The organism is Paracandidimonas lactea, assembly GCF_021653995.1.
In the GTDB taxonomy this organism is placed as follows: domain Bacteria; phylum Pseudomonadota; class Gammaproteobacteria; order Burkholderiales; family Burkholderiaceae_B; genus Allopusillimonas; species Allopusillimonas lactea.
On record NZ_JAJJOZ010000001.1, the window covers coordinates 447,136 to 465,127 of the forward strand.

Below are 17,992 nucleotides of genomic sequence, written 5' to 3' on the forward strand. Positions count from 1 at the left end.
CGATACACAGGAGAACGTGAATGCAATTAGGTATGGTCGGGCTGGGCCGCATGGGCAGCAACATGGTGCAGCGCTTGCTGGGCAAGGGCCATGCATGTGTGGTGTACGACCCCAACCTCGAAGCCGGCCGTACGTTGGCCGGGCAGGGGGCCGTGGCGTGCGAGACGCTGGCCGATCTGGTCGCCGCTCTCGAGGCGCCGCGCGCGGTATGGCTAATGGTGCCCGCCGCCATCGTGGACAATGTGTTGGATAATCTCATCCCCTTGCTGGCGCCCGGCGATATCGTGATCGACGGGGGCAACTCGTCATATCACGACGACATACGCCGCGCTGCAGCGCTGGGCGCCAAGGGCTTGCGCTATATGGACGTGGGCACCAGCGGCGGCGTATTCGGGCGTGATCGCGGCTATTGCCTGATGGTGGGTGGCGAGCGCGCCGCATTTGAACACCTGGAGCCTGTATTTGCCGCGCTGGCGCCCGGCGTCCAGGCGGCCACACTTACGCCTGGCCGCCCGGAAGGCGGCACCGCGCATCAGGGTTACCTGCATTGCGGTGCACATGGTGCGGGCCATTTCGTGAAGATGATCCATAACGGGATCGAGTACGGCATCATGGCCGCCTATGCCGAGGGCTTGAACATTTTGCATCGTGCCAATATAGGCAAGCACGAGCGTGAGGCCGATGCCGAAACCACACCCCTGCGCAATCCCGAACACTATCAATACGACTTCGATCTGCCCGAGATCACCGAGCTTTGGCGGCGAGGCAGCGTGATTGGATCATGGCTGCTGGACCTGACCGCGCAAGCGATGCAGGGCGATGCGCAACTGGCGAACTACAGCGGCCATGTATCTGATTCGGGAGAAGGGCGGTGGGCGCTGGCTGCAGCTATCGATGAAGGCATCCCCGCGCCGGTGCTCAGCGCCGCGCTGTTTTCGCGTTTCGAGTCGCGCGGCAATGGCGATTATGCCAATCGCGTACTGTCCGCCATGCGGCATCAGTTTGGCGGGCATGCAGAGAAAAAACCGGGAGGCAGGCACGAATGACGGCTCACGCCACTGTCACCACAGCTCGCGGCGACATCGCTGCAGCGGATGCCTTGGTGCTGTTCGGCATCACGGGTGACTTGGCATACAAAAAAATCTTTCCCGCGCTGTATATTCTGGCCGAGCAGGGAAGGCTGCGGGTTCCTATCGTAGGGGTGGCGGGTTCGCGTCTCACGCCGGCGCAACTGCGCCAGCGCATACGGCGCAGTGTGCGCGAGGCATGGCCACGGCCCGACAAGGCAGCGCTGGCGCACCTGCTTGCCAGCGTCAGCTACGTGAGCGGAGACTATCGTGACATTGCTGTGTTCCACGCCTTGGCGCAGGCGTTGGGCCAGGCACGCCGTCCCGCGCATTATTTGGCGATTCCGCCCTCCTTGTTTCCCACGGTGATAAAGGCATTGGCAACCACGGGCCTGGCCGACGGCGGGCGTGTCATTGTTGAAAAACCTTTCGGGCGTGATCTCGCATCGGCGCGGTCTCTGAACGATTTGGCCAGTTCGGTGTTCCCAAAAAACGCGATATTCCGCATTGATCACTTCCTGGGCAAGGAGGCGATCATGAATATCCTGTACTTCCGTTTTGCCAATTCATTTCTGGAGCCGATCTGGAACCGCGATCAAATCGAAAGCGTACAGATCACGCTGGCAGAAGACTTTGGCGTGGGCAGCCGGGGCGCATTTTACGAGAGCGCAGGCTGTCTGCGCGATGTAGTGCAGAACCACTTGTTCCAGATCATGGCCTTGCTGGCCATGGAGCCGCCCGCCTCGCGAGACTACGCCGCGGTGCACGCTGAGAAGGCCAAGGTGCTCAAGGCGCTGCGGCCTGTGCGGCGCGAAGATCTCGTGCGCGGGCAGTATCGGGGCTATCGTCGCGAACCGCATGTGGATCGGCGTTCGGACGTCGAAACGTATTGCGCGCTGCGGCTGCATATAGATTCATGGCGGTGGGCTGGCGTGCCGTGGTTCCTGCGCTCGGGCAAATGCCTGGCTGCCAGTGCGGCGGAAGTCGTGGTGCGCTTCAAACCGCCGCCTCAACCACTGTTCGAAGATGCGGCCGCACATGCGGACGCACCCAATTACATCCGCCTGCGTCTTTCGCCGGGTTCGGCCGTGGCGCTGGCCGCACGCGTTAAACGGCCTGGCAAAGAATTCATCGGTGAGCAGCATGAGTTATATCTGCTGGACACGGACACGAAGGAAGATCCGCCGTATGCGCGGCTGTTGAGTGACGCGCTGGCCGGAGAGCGGGCGTTGTTCACCAGCGAAAGCGCGATCGAGGCGGCGTGGACGGCGCTTGCGCCGGTGCTTGAGGATCACGACGCCGCTCTGCCTTACACGAAAGGAAGCTGGGGGCCGCGACAGGCACAGGAACTGATGCGGGGATACGGCGGCTGGCACAATCCGCAGCCCGAGGAGTCGCCATGCAATGGCACGCGCGCGATTTGAGGGCGCTGGGTATTGCCCTGTGCGGCCTGGCGGGCCTATGGCGGGCGGCGCCCGCCGCGGCTGTGCAGCACGATGCCCCCGCAGTGCGTACACCGGGCGACGTCGTGGTCGAGGTCTTGGCCGAAGGGCTGACACACCCTTGGGGCATGGCCTTTCTGCCCGCCGATGCGGGCGTGCTAATTACCGAACGCCCGGGCACACTCAGGCTGTGGCGCGCAGAGCAGGGGCTTTCCGCCCCCTTGGCGGGCGTGCCCGGCGTATATGCGCATGGTCAGGGCGGTTTGCTGGATATCGCGCTAGCCCCCGATTTTGCGCAGAGCCGGCGTGTCTATCTCTCGTATGCCGAGCGTGGCGATCAGGGCAAAGCGGGAACTGCCGTGGGCTATGGCGTGCTGGCGCACGATCTGACACGGCTTGAAAACTTCAGGGTTATCTTTCGCCAGCAGCCCAAACTGTCCACAGGCGAGCATTTTGGTTCGCGCCTGGTTTTTGATCGCAACGGGCACCTGTTCGTTACATTGGGTGAAAACAATCAGCGTCCCACTGCGCAGCAGTTGGACAAGCTGCAGGGCAAGGTGGTGCGGATTCTCCCCGATGGCGGCATACCAGCCGACAATCCTTTCGTCGGTCGCTCGGATGCGCGACCCGAGATTTGGTCTTATGGCCACCGCAACCCGCAGGGCGCGGCGCTCAATCCATGGACGGGCGTGCTGTGGGTGAACGAACACGGCGCCCGAGGCGGCGATGAGATCAATATCCCGCGCGCCAGCCGCAATTACGGCTGGCCTATTGCCACGCATGGCGTTAACTATACGGGGTTTCCCATCCCTGAATCGAAAGGCGCGGTTGTGGCGGGCACCGAGCAGCCTGCCTATTATTGGAAGGAGTCGCCGGCGATTTCGGGCATGGCCTTCTACGCCGCCGAGCGCTTCTCGCCTTGGCAGTATTCAGTATTTATTGGTGCGCTGAAAGACCGTGCCTTGATTCGCCTGAGCCTGGACGGCAACGATATCAGCGGCGAGGAATGGCTGCTGGAATCACGCCGGCAGCGCATACGCGATGTGCGCGTCGGGCCTGACGGCTACGTGTACGTACTGACCGACGAGAGCGATGGCCAGTTGTTGAAGCTGGGCTTGAAGTAGGCAGGCTCGGCGCGCGGCGGAACGCGCGTGCTTGGCGCCTGCCTGCATGGAAGCCTTATTTGACCAGCGTGACCGGCACGGCGGAGAGGCTGATTACCTTGGTGGCTATGGACCCGAGGATCAGGCCGCTGACAGGGCCCAGGCCGCGCGTGCCCATGAAGATTTGGTCGCAGTTGTGTTTTTTGCCGTATTCGATCAGCGTGGGGGCAATGGGGCCGACCACGACTTCGTGGGTGAACTTGACACCGCTAGCCTCGAGAACGGGAATTGCCGGCGCGAGCGCGACACGGCCTTCGTCTTGATAAAAGGCATTAATGTCTTCAGCGGAGAAAAAACGGGTGACATTGCCGGAAATAATGGGGGCCTGGACGTTGACGGCGAATATGGCGCTGTCGCCGTTAAGCGTCTTGGCCAGGTTGATGGCCGCCTGGAGCGCGCGCACCGAACCTTCAGAGCCATCGATTGGTACCAGAATGTTTTTCATGAGGCATCCCTGTTGTGAAACGAGTAGTTTTATGAAACGAATAGTTTTGAAATTATCGCCCCGCTTGCGCATGCTATTTGTTGCGCACGGCTCGACTCGCTTATATTAGAAGATGTCAGCGCCCGGTGGGGCATGATTTATATCAAGTCAAAGAGTGGGGGACTATGGCAGCCCGAATCGAAGACTATGCAATGCTCGGCAACTGTCGTACGGCCGCGCTGGTATCCAGGGCCGGGTCGATCGATTGGTTGTGTTTTCCACGCTTTGACAGCGCAGCGTGCTTCGCCGCGTTGCTTGGCTCGGCCGAAAACGGGCGATGGCAGATTGCGCCGTCGCAGCCTACAACCGAGATTCGGCGCAGCTATCATGACGGCACGCTGATTCTTGAAACCCGGTTCGTCACCGATGACGGTGAGGCGGCGCTGATCGATTTCATGCCTTCGACATTTCGGCATTCCAGCGTGGCCCGTATCGTAGTCGGCATACGCGGCACCGTTGCGTTCAGCATGGATCTGGCCATGCGCTTCGATTATGGGCACACCGTACCCTGGGTTGAGCATCACCGAGCCGAAACCCTGACTGCGGTGGCGGGGCCAGAGATGTTGATTTTGCGCACCCCGGTCAGTCTCAAGCCGCGCGCCAAGCACACCACGTCGCGGTTCACGGTCACAGCGGGCGAACGCATCCCTTTTCTGTTGACACACCAGCCTTCGCACGAGCCGGTACCCGATCCCGTCGATGTCGAAGCGGCGCTCGACGAGACCACCTACTTCTGGCGAGAGTTTTCTGACCGCTGTCCTGATGTGGGCCAGTGGACCAACCTGGTCAAGCGTTCGCTCATAACGCTCAAGGCCTTGACCTATCGCCCTACGGGCGGCATTGTGGCCGCCGCCACAACCTCGCTGCCCGAGCATATCGGTGGCCCGCGCAACTGGGATTACCGCTATTGCTGGCTGCGCGACGCCACCATGACGCTGATGGCGTTCATGAAGCTGGGTTACTTCGATGAAGCCCATGCCTGGCGCGAATGGCTGGCCCGGTCTGTTGCGGGCCGCCCCGATCAAATGCAGATCATGTATGGCCTGGGTGGGGAGCGCAGGCTGCCCGAATACGAAATCCCCTGGTTGGCCGGCTACGAAGGGTCGCAGCCAGTGCGTGTCGGCAATGCTGCCGCCACGCAGCGCCAACTCGACATCTATGGTGAGGTGGCGGATGCGATGGAACAGGCGATCAAGGGCCACTTGCCCCGCCACCAGCGCATCGAGGCTATCGCCGAGGTTATTGTTCCGTTTCTGGAAAAGGCCTGGCGCCTGCCCGACGAAGGCATCTGGGAGATCCGCGCCGTTCAGCGCCACTTCACGCATTCCAAGGTAATGGCCTGGGTGGCCTTCGACCGCATCGCCATGGTGGCGGACGGCGTAGAGAACGGCCGTGAGTTTTCGGCCTATTGCCGTCGCATCGCAGACGAGATTCACGCCGAGGTATGCCGCGAGGCTTACGATGAAACCTTGGGCAGTTTTGTGCAGTACTACGGCTCGCAGTTGCTCGACGCCAGCCTGCTGCAGATCGCGCTGACGGGTTTTCTGCCGCCTGACGATCCGCGTGTTACGGGTACGGTGAAGGCGATCGAAAAGCGCCTGATGCGCGACGGCCTGCTGCTGCGCTATGAAACCGAGCATGGCGTCGACGGCCTGCCGCCGGGCGAGGGCGCATTTCTGGTGTGTTCGTTCTGGTTGGCTGACGTCTATGTGCTGCAGGGGCGCGATCACGACGCGCGTGCGTTGTTCGAGCGTCTGGCAGGGCTGTGTAATGACGTGGGGCTGCTTGCGGAACAGTACGATGTGGCTGATCGGCGCATGCTGGGCAATTTCCCGCAGGCGTTCAGCCACGTCGGCATCATCAATACCGCGCTAAACTTGCACCGCGTCAAGGGCCCTGCCCAGGATCGCGCGAGCGGCGCGGTGCACGATGGCACCAGCGCCGCCCCGGCATTTGCGCCGTCCTCCGCCCAGTAGGCGGCCGCCTTTCGCCCTATATTACCAAGCAAGTGTCGTTGCTCTGTCATGAAGAAGCTGTCAAGTGATCACAACCAGGAAACCATTGTTGCCCACGTGGTGGGCAGAGTGCAGGGGGTGGGCTTTCGCGCCGCCACGGTGCGGCAGGCGCATCTTACCGGCGTGCGCGGCTGGGTGCGCAACGGCCATGACGGTTCGGTCGAAGTGCTGATCCAGGGTACGCACGATCGCATCGATCGTCTGCTGTCCTGGTTGCGCACCGGCCCGCCGGCCGCCCGGGTTACCGACGTGACGCACGAAGAAGTGCAGACTGAGCGTCGATACGACCGCTTTGAGCAGATCTGAATACGGCGGGCGATAGCAGTACCGCAGTACCCGTGCAAGCGTGATCGCCCATGGCAAGGCGCGGTGCGCCGCCGGTGCTGCTTACGCGCGGATGGCGGGCAGGCTCTCCGCGAAGGTTCGCTTGCGGTGCAGGGCGGGCACGGCCTTGCCGCGCAGCAACAGGTTCCAGTAGAACCATGGCAGCCAGGTTTTCTTCAGCGACCAGTACAGCCGACGCGGCTTGCGTGGGTCCAGCGGCAGGCTAGGCGTAATGCTGCCCCCGTAGCTGAACTCGGCGAGGAGCACTTTGCCAGCCGATGTGGTCAATGGGCAGGCTGCATAGCCATCATAAGCCGCCTCGAGCGACCTGCCGGCCAGTTGTGCGAGCAGGTTTGCCACGACAACCGGCACCTGTGCCTTGACGGCTGCGGCCGTCTTGCTGTTAGGGGTCGAGGTGCAATCGCCCAGACCAAAAATATCCGTATGTGTTACGTGCCGCAGCGTAGCCGAGTCGACGTCCAGCCAGCCGGCGGCATTGCCTAGCGCGCTGTCGCGGATGAAACCGGGCGCGCGCTGGGGCGGCACCACGTGCAGAAGATCGAAGCGCACAGTCTCGCGCCGCCGTTCGCCGTCGATGACCGTCTCGAAAACCGCCGCGCGCGCTGCGCCGTCCACGGCAACCAGTTCACGGTTCAGCACTGTGCGCGCGCCATAACTGGCGATGACCTCGTCCAGAGCGCGCGCATAAAAGGGCACGCCGAAAATTGCGCCTGCGGCCGTGTAGAAGGAAAGATCAGCCTTGACGCCGCGACGCCGTAGTGCGTCGGCCGCGAGATACAAGGCTTTCTGCGGAGCGCCTGCGCATTTGATGGGGGTGCCGGGCTGGGTGAAGATAGCGGTGCCGCCATTCAGGGCTTGCACGCATTTCCATGTATAGGGCGCCAGATCGTAGCGATAGTTGCTGGTAACACCATTGCGGCCGAGGGTTTCCTCCAGGCCGTCGATTGCGGCCCAGTCTAAGGTAATGCCCGCGGCGACCACCAGGGCGCGGTAGGCGATCCGCCGGCCATCGTTGAGCGCCACCGCGCGCTGCGCGGCGTCGATGGCGACTACCTCGCCCTGCACCAGGGTGGCGCCCGGAGGGAGGACGCTGGCTGTGTCGCGGCGCGTATGCGCGGCTTGGTACTGACCGCCGCCCACCAGCGTCCAGGCGGGTTGATAATAATGCGACGCCGAAGGCTCGATCAGCGCGATGGACAATTGCGCATTGGCACGCCGCAGGCTCGCCGCAACAGAAACGCCGCCGGTTCCGGCGCCGATGACGACAACGTCAAAGGCGGCGGACACGGCGGCGGTGGATGAAGATGCATTCGCCAGGGCGGCGTTGCCGGAGGATATCGGCGATGCGGTTGCGGCGTAATCAGGAATGTGTGGGGTGCTCATGCTGCGGCTCAGAAGGCAGTGGAAACGACGGCGGCTCTCACCGCTGCGGATACCTGCATTCTAAGGCGGCGGCCGCACACCCGAACGACACAATGGATATTTGCTTATTGCCGCTCACTCTTCCTCGACGAAGGCTTCTTCGCGCTTCTTCTTGACCGAAGGCAGCGCAACCAGGATGACCAGAGCCAATGCCATGGCCAGCAGCGTCAGCGACAGCGGACGGGTGACAAAGGTGGCATAGTCGCCACGCGCCAGCAACAGCGCTCGTCGGAAGTTTTCTTCCATCATGGGCCCCAGCACCAGGCCCAGCAGCAGCGGCGCGCCTTCGCACCTGAGCTTGGCCCACACGTAGCCGATGAGGCCGAATGCGGCGGTCATCCAGATATCGAACACGTTGTAGTTCAGCGAATACACACCGATCGTGCAGAACACCAGAATGGCCGGGAACAGGATGCGGTAGGGCACGCGCAGCAACTTGACCCACAGACCCACCAGCGGCAGGTTCAGGACGATCAACATCAGGTTGCCAACCCACATTGAGACGATCAGGCCCCAGAACAGATCAGGGTGGCTGGTCATCACCTGGGGGCCAGGCTGGATATTGTGGATCGTCATCGCACCGATCATCAGTGCCGTCACGGCGTTGCCGGGGATACCCAGCGTGAGCAGCGGGATAAAGGACGTCTGCGCCGCCGCGTTGTTGGCCGACTCGGGGCCTGCCAGGCCGGCGGGATGGCCCTTGCCAAAACGCTCGGGTTGCTTGGCGATTTTCTTTTCAAGCGTGTAGGACGCAAACGAGGAGAGCACTGCACCGCCGCCGGGCAGGATGCCCAGCGCAGAGCCGAGCGCAGTGCCGCGCACACATGCGGGCCAGGCTTCCTTGAACTCCGTCTTGTTCGGGTACAGCGAACCGACCTTGTCGGTGATATCCACGCGCTGGTCGCGCAATTCCAGGTTGGTCATGATTTCGGAGAAGCCGAAAACGCCCATGGCAACCACGGCGAAGTCGATACCATCTTGCAGTTCGGGGATGCCGAAGTCGAAACGGGCCACCCCGGAGTTGACATCGGTGCCGATCATGCCCAGCAGCAGGCCCAGCAGAATCATGCAGATGGCCTTGGGCAGCGAGCCCGAAGCCAGCACCACGGCACCGATCAAGCCCAGCACCATCAGCGAGAAGTATTCGGCGGGGCCAAACTTAAAGGCCAGCTCGGCCAGCGGGGGCGCAAAACCGGCAATCACCAGCGTTGCCACGCAGCCCGCGAAGAACGAACCCAGCGCCGCAATGGCCAGGGCTGCGCCCGCGCGGCCGTTGCGGGCCATCTGGTGGCCGTCCAGCACGGTAACCACGGCCGAGGTTTCACCGGGCAGCGCGACCAGGATAGCTGTGGTCGAGCCCCCATACTGTGCGCCGTAATAGATGCCGGCTAGCATGATCAGGCCTGCCACGGGCGGCAGCACATAAGTGATGGGCAGCAGCATGGCAATGGTGGGCACGGGCCCGATGCCGGGCAGCACCCCGATCAAGGTGCCCAGCAGACAGCCAAGCAGGCAGTAGGCGATGTTCTGCATCGACAGCGCCACGGAAGCGCCCAGCGCCAAGTGTTCAAACAGTTCCATGATTCAATTCCTTAAGGCGCCGATCAGTTGCCGATGAAGCTGGGCCACAGCGGGAAAATAAGCCCCAGGCCCTTGATGAAGGCGAGCCAGGAGAAAAGGACGAGGAACAGGCCGTTGGCGGCGGCGACCTTCCAGTTGAAGACGTGGCTGGCCATGCTGCTCAGGAATACCAGCAGGAACACCGAGATATAGACCCCCAGGAAGTTGAGCGCCAGGCCAGTCAGCGCGACGGAGCCAATGATGATGAAGACAATGTTGAAATCGAACTTTTCGACCTCGACCTTTTCAGCCTTGGCCGACAGGCCGCTCAGGGCCACGCCTGCACCGAGAATAGCCATCAACATGCCCAGCCAGAACGGGAAATAGCCCGGCCCCATGCGTGCCGCGGTACCCATGGAATACTGGGTGGCGCCCGCGGCAAAGCCCAACCCTACGACAAGGAACATTACGCCAGACCAGAAGTCCTGCTTGTTTCTGATTTTCACATTGTCTCCACACGTGAACGGAATGACGGTGGAAGCGCGAATTGCATGCGCGCGCCTCGGAACCGTCCGAAAAAGGAAGAAGGAATGATAGGAGAGAAGACGACGGCGTAACCGGCGCGCGGATTACCGGAACATTACCGATCGGTAATGCATAAGGAGAAGGATGGGCGCCTGATGGTGCCCGGCACCTTGTGTGCGCCGCGACGCTTAGCCTTGCGAAATGGGAAGATCGACGCGCACGCGCAGGCCCGGCCGCGCATCTTCGAAGACAATGATGCCGTCGTGCAGCGACACAATGGCTCGCACTGAGGCGAGGCCCAGGCCGAAACCTGGGGCATCGGGATCGATGCGGTAAAAGCGCTCGCCAAGATGCGGCATGTGGCGCGCGTTGACGCCCGGTCCGTTGTCTTCGACGGCCAGGCGCACTACGCCGTCCACGCGCTCGCAGTGGATGACGATGCGGGCGCCATCACCCGCGTATTTGATCGCATTCTCGACCAAGTTGACGATCACGCCAGCCAACAGGTCGGGGTCGGCCCACACCAGCGGGGCGAGCACCGGGGCGGCGAGCGGTGCGTCGGGCGTGTCGTCGTCGCGAAGATCGTGTACCGACGCATTTTGCCCGCGGCCCAGCACGATACCGCGTTCAGCCGCGAGCGGCTCGTATAGATCAATAACGTCATCTACGATGTGGTCCAGCCTGACTTGCTGGAATGATTGACGGCGCACGCCCGATTCAGTTTCGGCGATCAGCAGCAGTTTTTCGGCGACGGTGATCATATCGAGGATCTCGCGCCGGGCATTTGCGATGGCTTGGGAGGCCGCTGTATCAGCGCCCATGCGCGCCTGTGCGGCGTCCAGGCGCGCCAGCACGCGCATCAAGGGTGTGCGCACGTTGTGGGCGATGGAGTCTGACACGTTGCGTACGCCTTGCATCAACGCTTCAATGTCGTCGAGCATCTGGTTGATGTCGCCCCGCAGCCCTGAGAACTCGTCTGTTTCGGGGCTGCCAGGTACGCGCCGGTTTAGCTCGCCAGTGCCCACCCGGCGTGCGGTATCCCGGATATCCTGCACCCGCCACATCAGCGCCACGCGAAAGATGTACGTACCCGCCATGACGAGGATGATCGCGATGGCGGTTGTTGCCAGCATGGCCTGGCCAATCAAGTGTTTGATCTCCTGCAATTCATAGGTGTCGCGCCCCACCACCAGCGTCCAGCCGTTGTCCAGCGTCACGGCGCGCAGATAACCGCGATCGGGATGGCCATTGCGGCTGACGCGGATGGGTGAACTGGCGAGCTTATCCAAGCGAGCCGGGTCGGCGTCGAATGGATCGATATTGCCGACCAGTTTGGCGCCGCTTGTATCCATGAGCAGATACATTTCGACGTCGACGTCGGCATTGTCGGAAAGCAGGGTGCGGACGGTATCAATAAGCGCCGCACCGCCTTCCTGCTGGTACTGGACAACCAGGCGGCCGGCGTCGAGCGCGGTCTGGCGCGCAACGCGGGCCTGCAGCAGATTCACGATCTGTAGATAGACGAAGAACAGCACCACAATAGCGGTGACCACCGCCAGCAGGCTGTAGTTGAAGGTGAGCCGGAATGAAACCGAGCTCCAGAGCCGCCGCCAGCTTGCATCCAGGCGCGCCAGCAGGCTCCCTGCCCATATACGCACGGACATCATGTGTCGGCGCGCGTGGCGCCGGGAGGCTGATCGCGGGCCGTGAGCATATAGCCGGCGCCGCGTACCGTGTGAATCAACCAGGGCGGGGCATGGCTACCATCAATTTTCTGGCGCAGCCGGCTGATGGCGGCGTCAATGACATTGGTTTGTGGGTCGAACTGGTAGCCCCAGACCGAGCCCAGCAGCATCGCCCGTGTGAGCGTCTGGTCGGGGTGGGTCATCATGTACGACAGCAGCCGGTATTCGCGCGGCTGCAGCGGGATGACCTTCCCGACGCGCGTGGCCCGCGGCACGGTTAGATCCAGCCGCAGATCGGCATACTCGAGTATCCGGTTGCTGTCGTCGCTTTGGGTGCGGCGTATCAGCGCCTCTGTGCGTGCCAGCAATTCCATCAGCGCAAAGGGCTTGACCAGATAGTCGTCGCCGCCAGCCTTCAGGCCGCGTACGCGTTCATCGAGCGTAGTAAGGGCGCTGAGCACCAGTACGGGCACCTTCTTGCCGAGGCCGCGCAAGGTGGTGAGTATGGACAGGCCGTCGACCTGGTCGGGCAGCATGCGGTCAAGGATGATGACGTCCCATTGGCCCGATACGGCTTTCTGCAGCCCCTCAACGCCGTCATAGCAAACCACCGCGTGATGGCCGAGCTGGCGAAAGCCATCGGCCACATAGTGCGCATTGTCGCGATCGTCTTCGATAATCAGGCAATTCCACATGCATAATCCCTTTGGCGTGCCGGCGCGCCCCGTGGCCGCCACCATCCCCGGGGATTTTAGCCTCTACCCGTCAGTATCTGTTCTACCTCTCTGTCGGTGGTCTGGGTAAACCTGTCGTACCACAGCCCTACCGCGCGGAACTGCGCCGGACAAGCCAGGCAGACCATATCGTCGGCACGCCCGGCAAGGTCTTCGCGGGCGTCGGCTGAACCGACCGGCGCTGCAACGACAACGCGAACGGCGCCCAGTTTGCGGGCCGCGACGATAGCGGCCCGCATAGTGGCTCCGGTGGCCAAGCCGTCATCGACGAGAATCACGGTTCTGCCCTGCAAGTCCAGGGGAGGGCGGCCTGCGCGGTAGGCGAGTTCGCGGCGCTCGAGTTCGCGTTGTTCCATGGTGCGCACGCGCTCAAGCGTCTGTGCGCCGATGCCCATCAACCGCGTAACCTGCTCGTCCACCACGCAGACATCACCCGTGGCGATCGCACCCATGGCAAATTCTTTGTCGCCGGGCACGCCCAGCTTGCGTACCAGAAGCACATCCAGCGGCGCATCCAGGAGGCGGGCGACTTCAGCGGCTACCGGGACGCCGCCGCGCGGCAGCCCCAGCACCAGCACGTTGGGCTGTTGGCCGTAGTTCGGACGCAGGGCTTCGCCCAACGCCCGGCCGGCGTCACGGCGATCGTGGTAGAGCGGTTTCATGATCAGGCGGATGGAGAGCTAAAAGGCTTATCGTCATTTGCCAGCAATTTCGGGGCCAGACATAGTAGCCGCCCAGCATGGCCCGCCACGGATACCCTGCACGATGGCGATCAGCGTCTGGTCACTGTGGCAAGCGGAGAGTGAGCAAAGGACAGGCCCACAGGCGCGCGCTGGCGCAAGGCTGGATATAATGCTGGATTCGGCCTTTGCACGGGTAAACCCTTGGCGCGGCCAGCCCAACCCTATTTTGATTCCTACGCGCCTCGCGGGCGCCGCCTACCATGAAAAAAATCACTGCCGTACTCACGATATCCGCCCTGTCGCTGCTGCTTGCCGCCTGCGGCAAGGGCGAAGACGCTCCCAAGGTGTCGGCCGCGCCCGCCGCGGCCCAGAAGATTGTCGTAGGCCTGGACGACAACTTCCCACCCATGGGGTTTCGCGATGAAAGCAACAAACTGGTGGGTTTTGACATAGACATGGCCAAAGAAGCCAGCAAGCGGCTGGGCATAGAGGTCGAATTCAAACCCATCGACTGGAGCGCCAAAGAGGCCGAACTCAACGGCAAGCGGGTGGACGCCCTCTGGAACGGCCTGACCATCACCGAAGAGCGCAAGAAGAACATCGCGTTCACCAAGCCCTACATGGCCAATCACCAGATCATTGTTGTCGCTCAGGCGTCCGCCATCAAGGTCAAGGCTGATCTGGCCGGCAAAGTAGTGGGCGCCCAGGAAGGCAGCAGCGCGGTCGACGCGATCAAGAAAGAAGCCGATGTCGCCGCCAACATGAAAGAGCTCAAAACGTTTGGCGACAACGTTACCGCGCTGATGGATTTATCCGCCGGCCGCCTGGACGCAGTGGTCGTTGATGAAGTGGTGGGCCGTTATCTGGCCAGCAAGCGCGAGGGCCAGTACCGCGTGCTTGATGAAAATTTCGGCACCGAAGACTACGGCGTCGGCGTGCGCAAAGACGACACCGAGCTGCTTGCCAAGCTGGATGGCGCGCTTGACGCCATGAAAAAGGATGGCACTGCCGCAAAGATCGCCACCCAGTGGTTTGGCGCCGACATCATCAAATAATGTCCTTACCGGCCGCCCTGGCGGGCGTTGCATGCCCGCCCGCGGGCATGGCCAACGTCCAACAGGCCGGGCGGCCGGGAGCCCATTGAATGGACTATATCGTTTCGCTTCTGGGGCCCATGGCCGACGGCGCCAAGGTCACCCTGACGCTTTTTTTCATTACGCTCGCGCTGGCTGTGCCGCTCGGCCTGGTGCTGGCGCTGTTGCGCATTTCCAGGTGGCGCACAATCAGCCGCCTGGTAAACGGCTATATCTGGCTGATGCGGGGCACACCGCTGATGCTGCAGATGCTGTTCATCTATTTTGCGCTGCCTTTCGTTCCGGTGATCGGTGTGCGGCTGCCGGACTTCCCCGCCGCTGTGGTGGCTTTCGCACTCAATTACGCCGCGTATTTCGCCGAAATCTTCCGCGCGGGCATCCTTTCCGTTGATCGCGGTCAGTACGAAGGCAGCCAAGTGCTGGGTATGTCTTATGGGCAAACCATGCGACGCATCGTGCTGCCGCAGATGGTCCGCCATGTGTTGCCGCCGCTCAGCAACGAAACCATCACCCTGGTCAAGGACACCTCGCTGATCTACGTGCTTGCGCTCAACGATATTCTGCGTGTGGCCCGCGGCATCGTCCAGCGCGATTTCTCCACCACGCCTTTCTTGGTCGCCGCGGCGTTCTATCTCCTCATGACGCTGGTCTTGACCTGGATGTTCCAGTATCTGGAAAAGCACTATGACAAATACGACCGATAGCGCCGTGCACGCCGGCGGCGGGCGCAATCAGGCACCGGGCGCGGAGCGCCCCGTTATGATCGCCGCGCGTGATGTCGTCAAATCCTTTGGCGCCAACAAAGTGCTCGACCAGGTTTCGCTTACTCTGCGCAAGGGCGAGGTGGTGGCGGTGATAGGCCCGTCGGGCTCGGGCAAGAGCACTTTTCTGCGCTGCCTGATCAACCTCGAACGTATAGACCGCGGCACTATCACCATCGAAGGCGAACCGCTTGCCCGCGCGTCGGGCGCCAGTGCCAGCCAGTATCCGGCCGAGGCTGAGATCCGCCGTATCTGCGGCAAAATGGGCATGGTGTTCCAGTCTTTCAATCTGTTCCCGCACATGACGGTGCTGCAGAACGTGATCGAGGCCCCACTCACCGTCAAAAAGCTGCGGCGTGATTCCATCGTTCCCAAGGCCGAAGCTTTGCTGCGCAAGGTGGGTTTGCTCGAAAAGCGCGATAGCTATCCGGGCCGGCTCTCGGGTGGGCAGAAGCAAAGAGTGGCCATTGCCCGAGCGCTGGCCATGGAGCCCGACATCATGCTGTTCGACGAACCCACCTCTGCGCTAGACCCTGAGCTCACAGGCGAGGTCTTGCGCACCATGCGCCAGTTGGCTGACGAGCATATGACTATGCTGGTCGTCACACACGAAATGGGTTTCGCCCGCGAAGCCGCTCACCGCGTGATTTTCATGGACCAAGGCAAGGTTGTCGAAGAAGCGCCGGCGGCGCAGTTTTTCCAGGCACCCGAACACCCGCGCACGCGCGCATTTCTCAGCCAGATGTTGTAAAAGCGGCCATCGGTCGGGCGTTTCTCGACGACTGGGCGCCGGATGGCTGGCGCCGCCGCGTTTTGCGCCGTTCCGCATCCGCGCATACGCCTGCGAGCTTCCCATGCATCCGCACATGCACCTGCGTGTGCTTCCCATACATACGCGCATACGTCCTCGCGCGTGCTTCGATGATTCCCAGGCCGTTCACACGACTGTGGCAGCGTGGCATCGCTGCCATGTATTCGCTGCTGGCCGCGTATCTTGCCTCTTCGTTATTTGTTATGATAATTAGCATATTTTTATTAGTTATATAGTAAATATGCTGATCTTACCGGTATTGCTGGGCGCAGCCATAGGCATGATCCTCGGGTTGACTGGCGCGGGCGGGGGCATACTCGCCGTACCGGCGCTGGTGATGGGGCTGGGTATGAGCCTTACACAAGCCGCGCCTATTGCACTGATCGCGGTAGGCGCCGCAGCCGCACTGGGCGCGGCAGACGGGTTGCGGCGTGGGCTGGTCCGCTATAAAGCCGCCGCTCTCATGTCTGTGGTCGGCGCGCTCACCGCGCCATTGGGTTTGGCCATTGCCCACCGCCTTCCCGCATTTTGGCTCGCCGTACTGTTCAGTTTCGCCATGCTGGCGGTAGCGTGGCGCATGTTCAGACAGTCCCTGCAAGCCGCGCATGCGCACGATGCCATGGCCGACGCCCGCAAGCCCTGCCATATTTCGCCTCAAACCGGAAAATTCATCTGGACGGGCAGGGCGGGTGTCTCGATCAGCCTGATCGGTGCCGTATCGGGCCTGTGCACCGGCATGCTGGGGGTGGGTGGCGGCTTCATCATCGTGCCTGCCCTCACCGCACTGACCGACGCACCCATGCGGACTATCGTACCTACCTCGCTCATGGTGATTGCGCTCGTCTCATCGGCCGCCGTGCTGGCGGCCTTGGACCGCGGCGTTGACTTCCCTCCCGCCGCTTGGTGGTTTATTGCGGCTACCGGCGCGGGCATGCTGCTGGGCCGTATCGTGAGCGGGCGCATCCCGGCATGCTGGGTGCAGCGCAGCTTCGCGATCGTGTGCGTGGTGGTGGCAGCCGTGCTTGTTGCACGAGCGTGGTGATACGCCAGCGCTTCGCTCTTGCGGCAAAGCCCTGAGGGCCAGCAGTATTGGCGGTACTGTTGCGTCAGTCTTGCACGAGCCGGATCAGGCGTTTGCCGAAGTTTTTTCCTTGATAGAGATCGGCGATGGAGCCAGGCGCTGCTTCAATGCCGTCCAGGATTTCCTCGCGGTAGCGTAGGCGGCCCTCACGGATCATGGGCGCCAGCACGTCGATGGCTTCCTGGTAGCGGGCCTCATAGTCGAAGGCCAGGAACCCTTGCATGCTGGCGGCCTTGTTGAGCAGGTGGCGATCCACCCTGGGGCCTGCGGGCCAAGGGTCCCAACTGGAAATGGAGGCTGTGCCTACCACGACAATGCGCGCATGGCGGTTGATGCGCCGGATCACCGCATCGGAGATAAAGCCGCTGGTATTGTCGAAATAGACATCGACGCCCTGGTCGGTGGCCTGCGTGAGCGCCTCTTCAAAGCCTGGCGCCTTATAGTCGATCGCATGCTTGACGCCAAACTCATTCTGGCAAAGGGCAACTTTCTCGGGCCCGCCCGTTATGCCGACAACGTTGCATCCACGCGCCGCAGCCAGTTGACAGGCAATCGACCCGACAGCGCCGGCGGCAGTTGAGACAACGACGGTGTCACCGCGCTCAGGTCGACCGCAGGCCGTCAGGGCAAAATACGCCGTCAGCCCGTTCAGGCCCAATACGCCCAGCGAGAGCGAAAGAGGGAGGTCCTGCTCGCGTATTGTGCGGCGTATGTTGGCCCCGTCGGAAATCGCATAATCCTGCCAGCCCAACGACCCCATCACTGCGGTGCCCACAGGGTAATCCGGGTGCCGCGATTGCACGACACGCCCGGCCGCATACGACCGCATCACATCGCCAATGCCGACGGGCACCGAATAATTGGCGACTGCATTGACCCAGCCTCGCATAGCAGGGTCGACCGATAGGTAGTGATTACGCACGAGAAATTGCCCCGCCTGCAAAGCGCCGACGGGCACCGTACGGATTCCGAAATGCTCGGCTTGCGGTACGGCTGAGGGGCGCGCTTTCAGGAAGACCTGGCGATTGACGGCAGGAGAGGTAGGCATGGATGGTGCTCCGTACGGAATCAGGGCAAAGGCCGATAAACACACTATTGTAGGCAAGCTGCAATATCATGC

At 62.2% G+C, this 17,992-nt stretch carries 17 protein-coding genes; 9 read left to right on the forward strand and 8 right to left on the reverse strand.

From position 1 onward, the window contains the following. The first annotated feature begins 20 nt into the window (after positions 1-20). From gnd to LOL23_RS02105, 3 genes are read left to right on the forward strand one after another with little or no spacing between them, the layout of a single operon-like run. Positions 21-1,046, forward strand: a complete 1,026-nt coding sequence (gene gnd, locus LOL23_RS02095) for a phosphogluconate dehydrogenase (NAD(+)-dependent, decarboxylating) (protein ID WP_160976471.1) — start codon at positions 21-23, stop codon at positions 1,044-1,046. Further along, positions 1,043-2,491, forward strand: coding sequence for a glucose-6-phosphate dehydrogenase (gene zwf / locus LOL23_RS02100; RefSeq protein WP_160976473.1), 1,449 nt, complete (start codon positions 1,043-1,045; stop codon positions 2,489-2,491). Before gnd ends, zwf begins: the two co-directional genes overlap by 4 nt. Further along, positions 2,467-3,633 carry a PQQ-dependent sugar dehydrogenase gene (locus tag LOL23_RS02105; protein WP_160976475.1) on the forward strand — a complete coding sequence of 389 codons (1,167 nt, stop codon included), beginning with the start codon at positions 2,467-2,469 and terminating at the stop codon, positions 3,631-3,633. Before zwf ends, LOL23_RS02105 begins: the two co-directional genes overlap by 25 nt. A 55-nt stretch (positions 3,634-3,688) precedes the next feature. Here the strand turns inward: LOL23_RS02105 and LOL23_RS02110 are convergent, their stop codons facing one another. Beyond that, positions 3,689-4,117 carry a universal stress protein gene (locus LOL23_RS02110; protein WP_160976477.1) on the reverse strand — a complete coding sequence of 143 codons (429 nt, stop codon included), beginning with the start codon at positions 4,115-4,117 and terminating at the stop codon, positions 3,689-3,691. A gap of 164 nt (positions 4,118-4,281) precedes the next feature. Between LOL23_RS02110 and LOL23_RS02115 the strand changes: the two genes are divergently transcribed. After that, positions 4,282-6,132 carry a glycoside hydrolase family 15 protein gene (locus LOL23_RS02115; RefSeq protein WP_160976479.1) on the forward strand — a complete coding sequence of 617 codons (1,851 nt, stop codon included), beginning with the start codon at positions 4,282-4,284 and terminating at the stop codon, positions 6,130-6,132. A gap of 48 nt (positions 6,133-6,180) precedes the next feature. Continuing rightward, positions 6,181-6,477 (forward strand): acylphosphatase, encoded by a 297-nt coding sequence (locus tag LOL23_RS02120; RefSeq protein ID WP_160976481.1) that lies wholly within the window; start codon positions 6,181-6,183, stop codon positions 6,475-6,477. Positions 6,478-6,558: 81 nt separating this feature from the next. Here the strand turns inward: LOL23_RS02120 and LOL23_RS02125 are convergent, their stop codons facing one another. The 6 genes from LOL23_RS02125 to LOL23_RS02150 all read right to left on the reverse strand — a co-directional run bounded on the left by LOL23_RS02125 (position 6,559) and on the right by LOL23_RS02150 (position 13,104). Further along, positions 6,559-7,899, reverse strand: a complete 1,341-nt coding sequence (locus LOL23_RS02125) for an NAD(P)/FAD-dependent oxidoreductase (protein ID WP_160976483.1) — start codon at positions 7,897-7,899, stop codon at positions 6,559-6,561. A 114-nt stretch (positions 7,900-8,013) separates the two neighbouring features. Beyond that, positions 8,014-9,519 (reverse strand): tripartite tricarboxylate transporter permease, encoded by a 1,506-nt coding sequence (locus LOL23_RS02130; protein ID WP_237173098.1) that lies wholly within the window; start codon positions 9,517-9,519, stop codon positions 8,014-8,016. Between the two features lie 23 nt (positions 9,520-9,542). Beyond that, positions 9,543-10,004 (reverse strand): tripartite tricarboxylate transporter TctB family protein, encoded by a 462-nt coding sequence (locus LOL23_RS02135; protein ID WP_160976487.1) that lies wholly within the window; start codon positions 10,002-10,004, stop codon positions 9,543-9,545. 207 nt (positions 10,005-10,211) lie between these two features. Continuing rightward, entirely contained in the window at positions 10,212-11,690 is a 1,479-nt protein-coding gene (locus tag LOL23_RS02140; protein WP_160976489.1) for a sensor histidine kinase, read from the reverse strand. Continuing rightward, positions 11,687-12,403 carry a response regulator transcription factor gene (locus LOL23_RS02145; RefSeq protein WP_160976491.1) on the reverse strand — a complete coding sequence of 239 codons (717 nt, stop codon included), beginning with the start codon at positions 12,401-12,403 and terminating at the stop codon, positions 11,687-11,689. The genes LOL23_RS02140 and LOL23_RS02145 overlap by 4 nt, the downstream gene beginning before the upstream one ends. Before the next feature lie 56 nt (positions 12,404-12,459). Further along, entirely contained in the window at positions 12,460-13,104 is a 645-nt protein-coding gene (locus tag LOL23_RS02150; RefSeq protein ID WP_160976493.1) for a phosphoribosyltransferase, read from the reverse strand. A gap of 281 nt (positions 13,105-13,385) precedes the next feature. Here LOL23_RS02150 and LOL23_RS02155 point away from each other — a divergent pair, with 281 nt between their 5' ends. The 4 genes from LOL23_RS02155 to LOL23_RS02170 all read left to right on the forward strand — a co-directional run bounded on the left by LOL23_RS02155 (position 13,386) and on the right by LOL23_RS02170 (position 16,833). Further along, positions 13,386-14,180, forward strand: coding sequence for an amino acid ABC transporter substrate-binding protein (locus LOL23_RS02155; RefSeq protein ID WP_160976495.1), 795 nt, complete (start codon positions 13,386-13,388; stop codon positions 14,178-14,180). Positions 14,181-14,269: 89 nt separating this feature from the next. Continuing rightward, positions 14,270-14,923, forward strand: coding sequence for an amino acid ABC transporter permease (locus tag LOL23_RS02160; RefSeq protein ID WP_160976497.1), 654 nt, complete (start codon positions 14,270-14,272; stop codon positions 14,921-14,923). Between the two features lie 55 nt (positions 14,924-14,978). Then, a complete protein-coding gene (locus LOL23_RS02165) occupies positions 14,979-15,731 on the forward strand; it encodes an amino acid ABC transporter ATP-binding protein (protein ID WP_160976958.1) in 753 nt (250 codons plus the stop codon). A 301-nt stretch (positions 15,732-16,032) separates the two neighbouring features. Beyond that, the gene (locus LOL23_RS02170; RefSeq protein ID WP_160976499.1) at positions 16,033-16,833 is read left to right on the forward strand and encodes a sulfite exporter TauE/SafE family protein; all 801 of its coding nucleotides are present in this window, start codon (positions 16,033-16,035) and stop codon (positions 16,831-16,833) included. A 64-nt stretch (positions 16,834-16,897) separates the two neighbouring features. Here LOL23_RS02170 and LOL23_RS02175 read toward each other — a convergent pair whose 3' ends face one another. Next, positions 16,898-17,920 (reverse strand): NADP-dependent oxidoreductase, encoded by a 1,023-nt coding sequence (locus tag LOL23_RS02175; RefSeq protein WP_160976501.1) that lies wholly within the window; start codon positions 17,918-17,920, stop codon positions 16,898-16,900. Positions 17,921-17,992 lie beyond the last annotated feature (72 nt).

Bases quoted from the DNA above. Each gene is read 5' to 3' on its own strand.
- gnd (WP_160976471.1), top strand. From the start codon at position 21: ATGCAATTAGGTATGGTCGGGCTGGGCCGCATGGGCAGCAACATGGTG.
- zwf (WP_160976473.1), top strand. From the start codon at position 1,043: ATGACGGCTCACGCCACTGTCACCACAGCTCGCGGCGACATCGCTGCA.
- LOL23_RS02105 (WP_160976475.1), top strand. From the start codon at position 2,467: ATGCAATGGCACGCGCGCGATTTGAGGGCGCTGGGTATTGCCCTGTGC.
- LOL23_RS02110 (WP_160976477.1), bottom strand. From the start codon at position 4,117: ATGAAAAACATTCTGGTACCAATCGATGGCTCTGAAGGTTCGGTGCGC.
- LOL23_RS02115 (WP_160976479.1), top strand. From the start codon at position 4,282: ATGGCAGCCCGAATCGAAGACTATGCAATGCTCGGCAACTGTCGTACG.
- LOL23_RS02120 (WP_160976481.1), top strand. From the start codon at position 6,181: ATGAAGAAGCTGTCAAGTGATCACAACCAGGAAACCATTGTTGCCCAC.
- LOL23_RS02125 (WP_160976483.1), bottom strand. From the start codon at position 7,899: ATGAGCACCCCACACATTCCTGATTACGCCGCAACCGCATCGCCGATA.
- LOL23_RS02130 (WP_237173098.1), bottom strand. From the start codon at position 9,519: ATGGAACTGTTTGAACACTTGGCGCTGGGCGCTTCCGTGGCGCTGTCG.
- LOL23_RS02140 (WP_160976489.1), bottom strand. From the start codon at position 11,690: ATGATGTCCGTGCGTATATGGGCAGGGAGCCTGCTGGCGCGCCTGGAT.
- LOL23_RS02145 (WP_160976491.1), bottom strand. From the start codon at position 12,403: ATGTGGAATTGCCTGATTATCGAAGACGATCGCGACAATGCGCACTAT.
- LOL23_RS02150 (WP_160976493.1), bottom strand. From the start codon at position 13,104: ATGAAACCGCTCTACCACGATCGCCGTGACGCCGGCCGGGCGTTGGGC.
- LOL23_RS02155 (WP_160976495.1), top strand. From the start codon at position 13,386: ATGAAAAAAATCACTGCCGTACTCACGATATCCGCCCTGTCGCTGCTG.
- LOL23_RS02160 (WP_160976497.1), top strand. From the start codon at position 14,270: ATGGACTATATCGTTTCGCTTCTGGGGCCCATGGCCGACGGCGCCAAG.
- LOL23_RS02165 (WP_160976958.1), top strand. From the start codon at position 14,979: ATGATCGCCGCGCGTGATGTCGTCAAATCCTTTGGCGCCAACAAAGTG.
- LOL23_RS02170 (WP_160976499.1), top strand. From the start codon at position 16,033: ATGCTGATCTTACCGGTATTGCTGGGCGCAGCCATAGGCATGATCCTC.
- LOL23_RS02175 (WP_160976501.1), bottom strand. From the start codon at position 17,920: ATGCCTACCTCTCCTGCCGTCAATCGCCAGGTCTTCCTGAAAGCGCGC.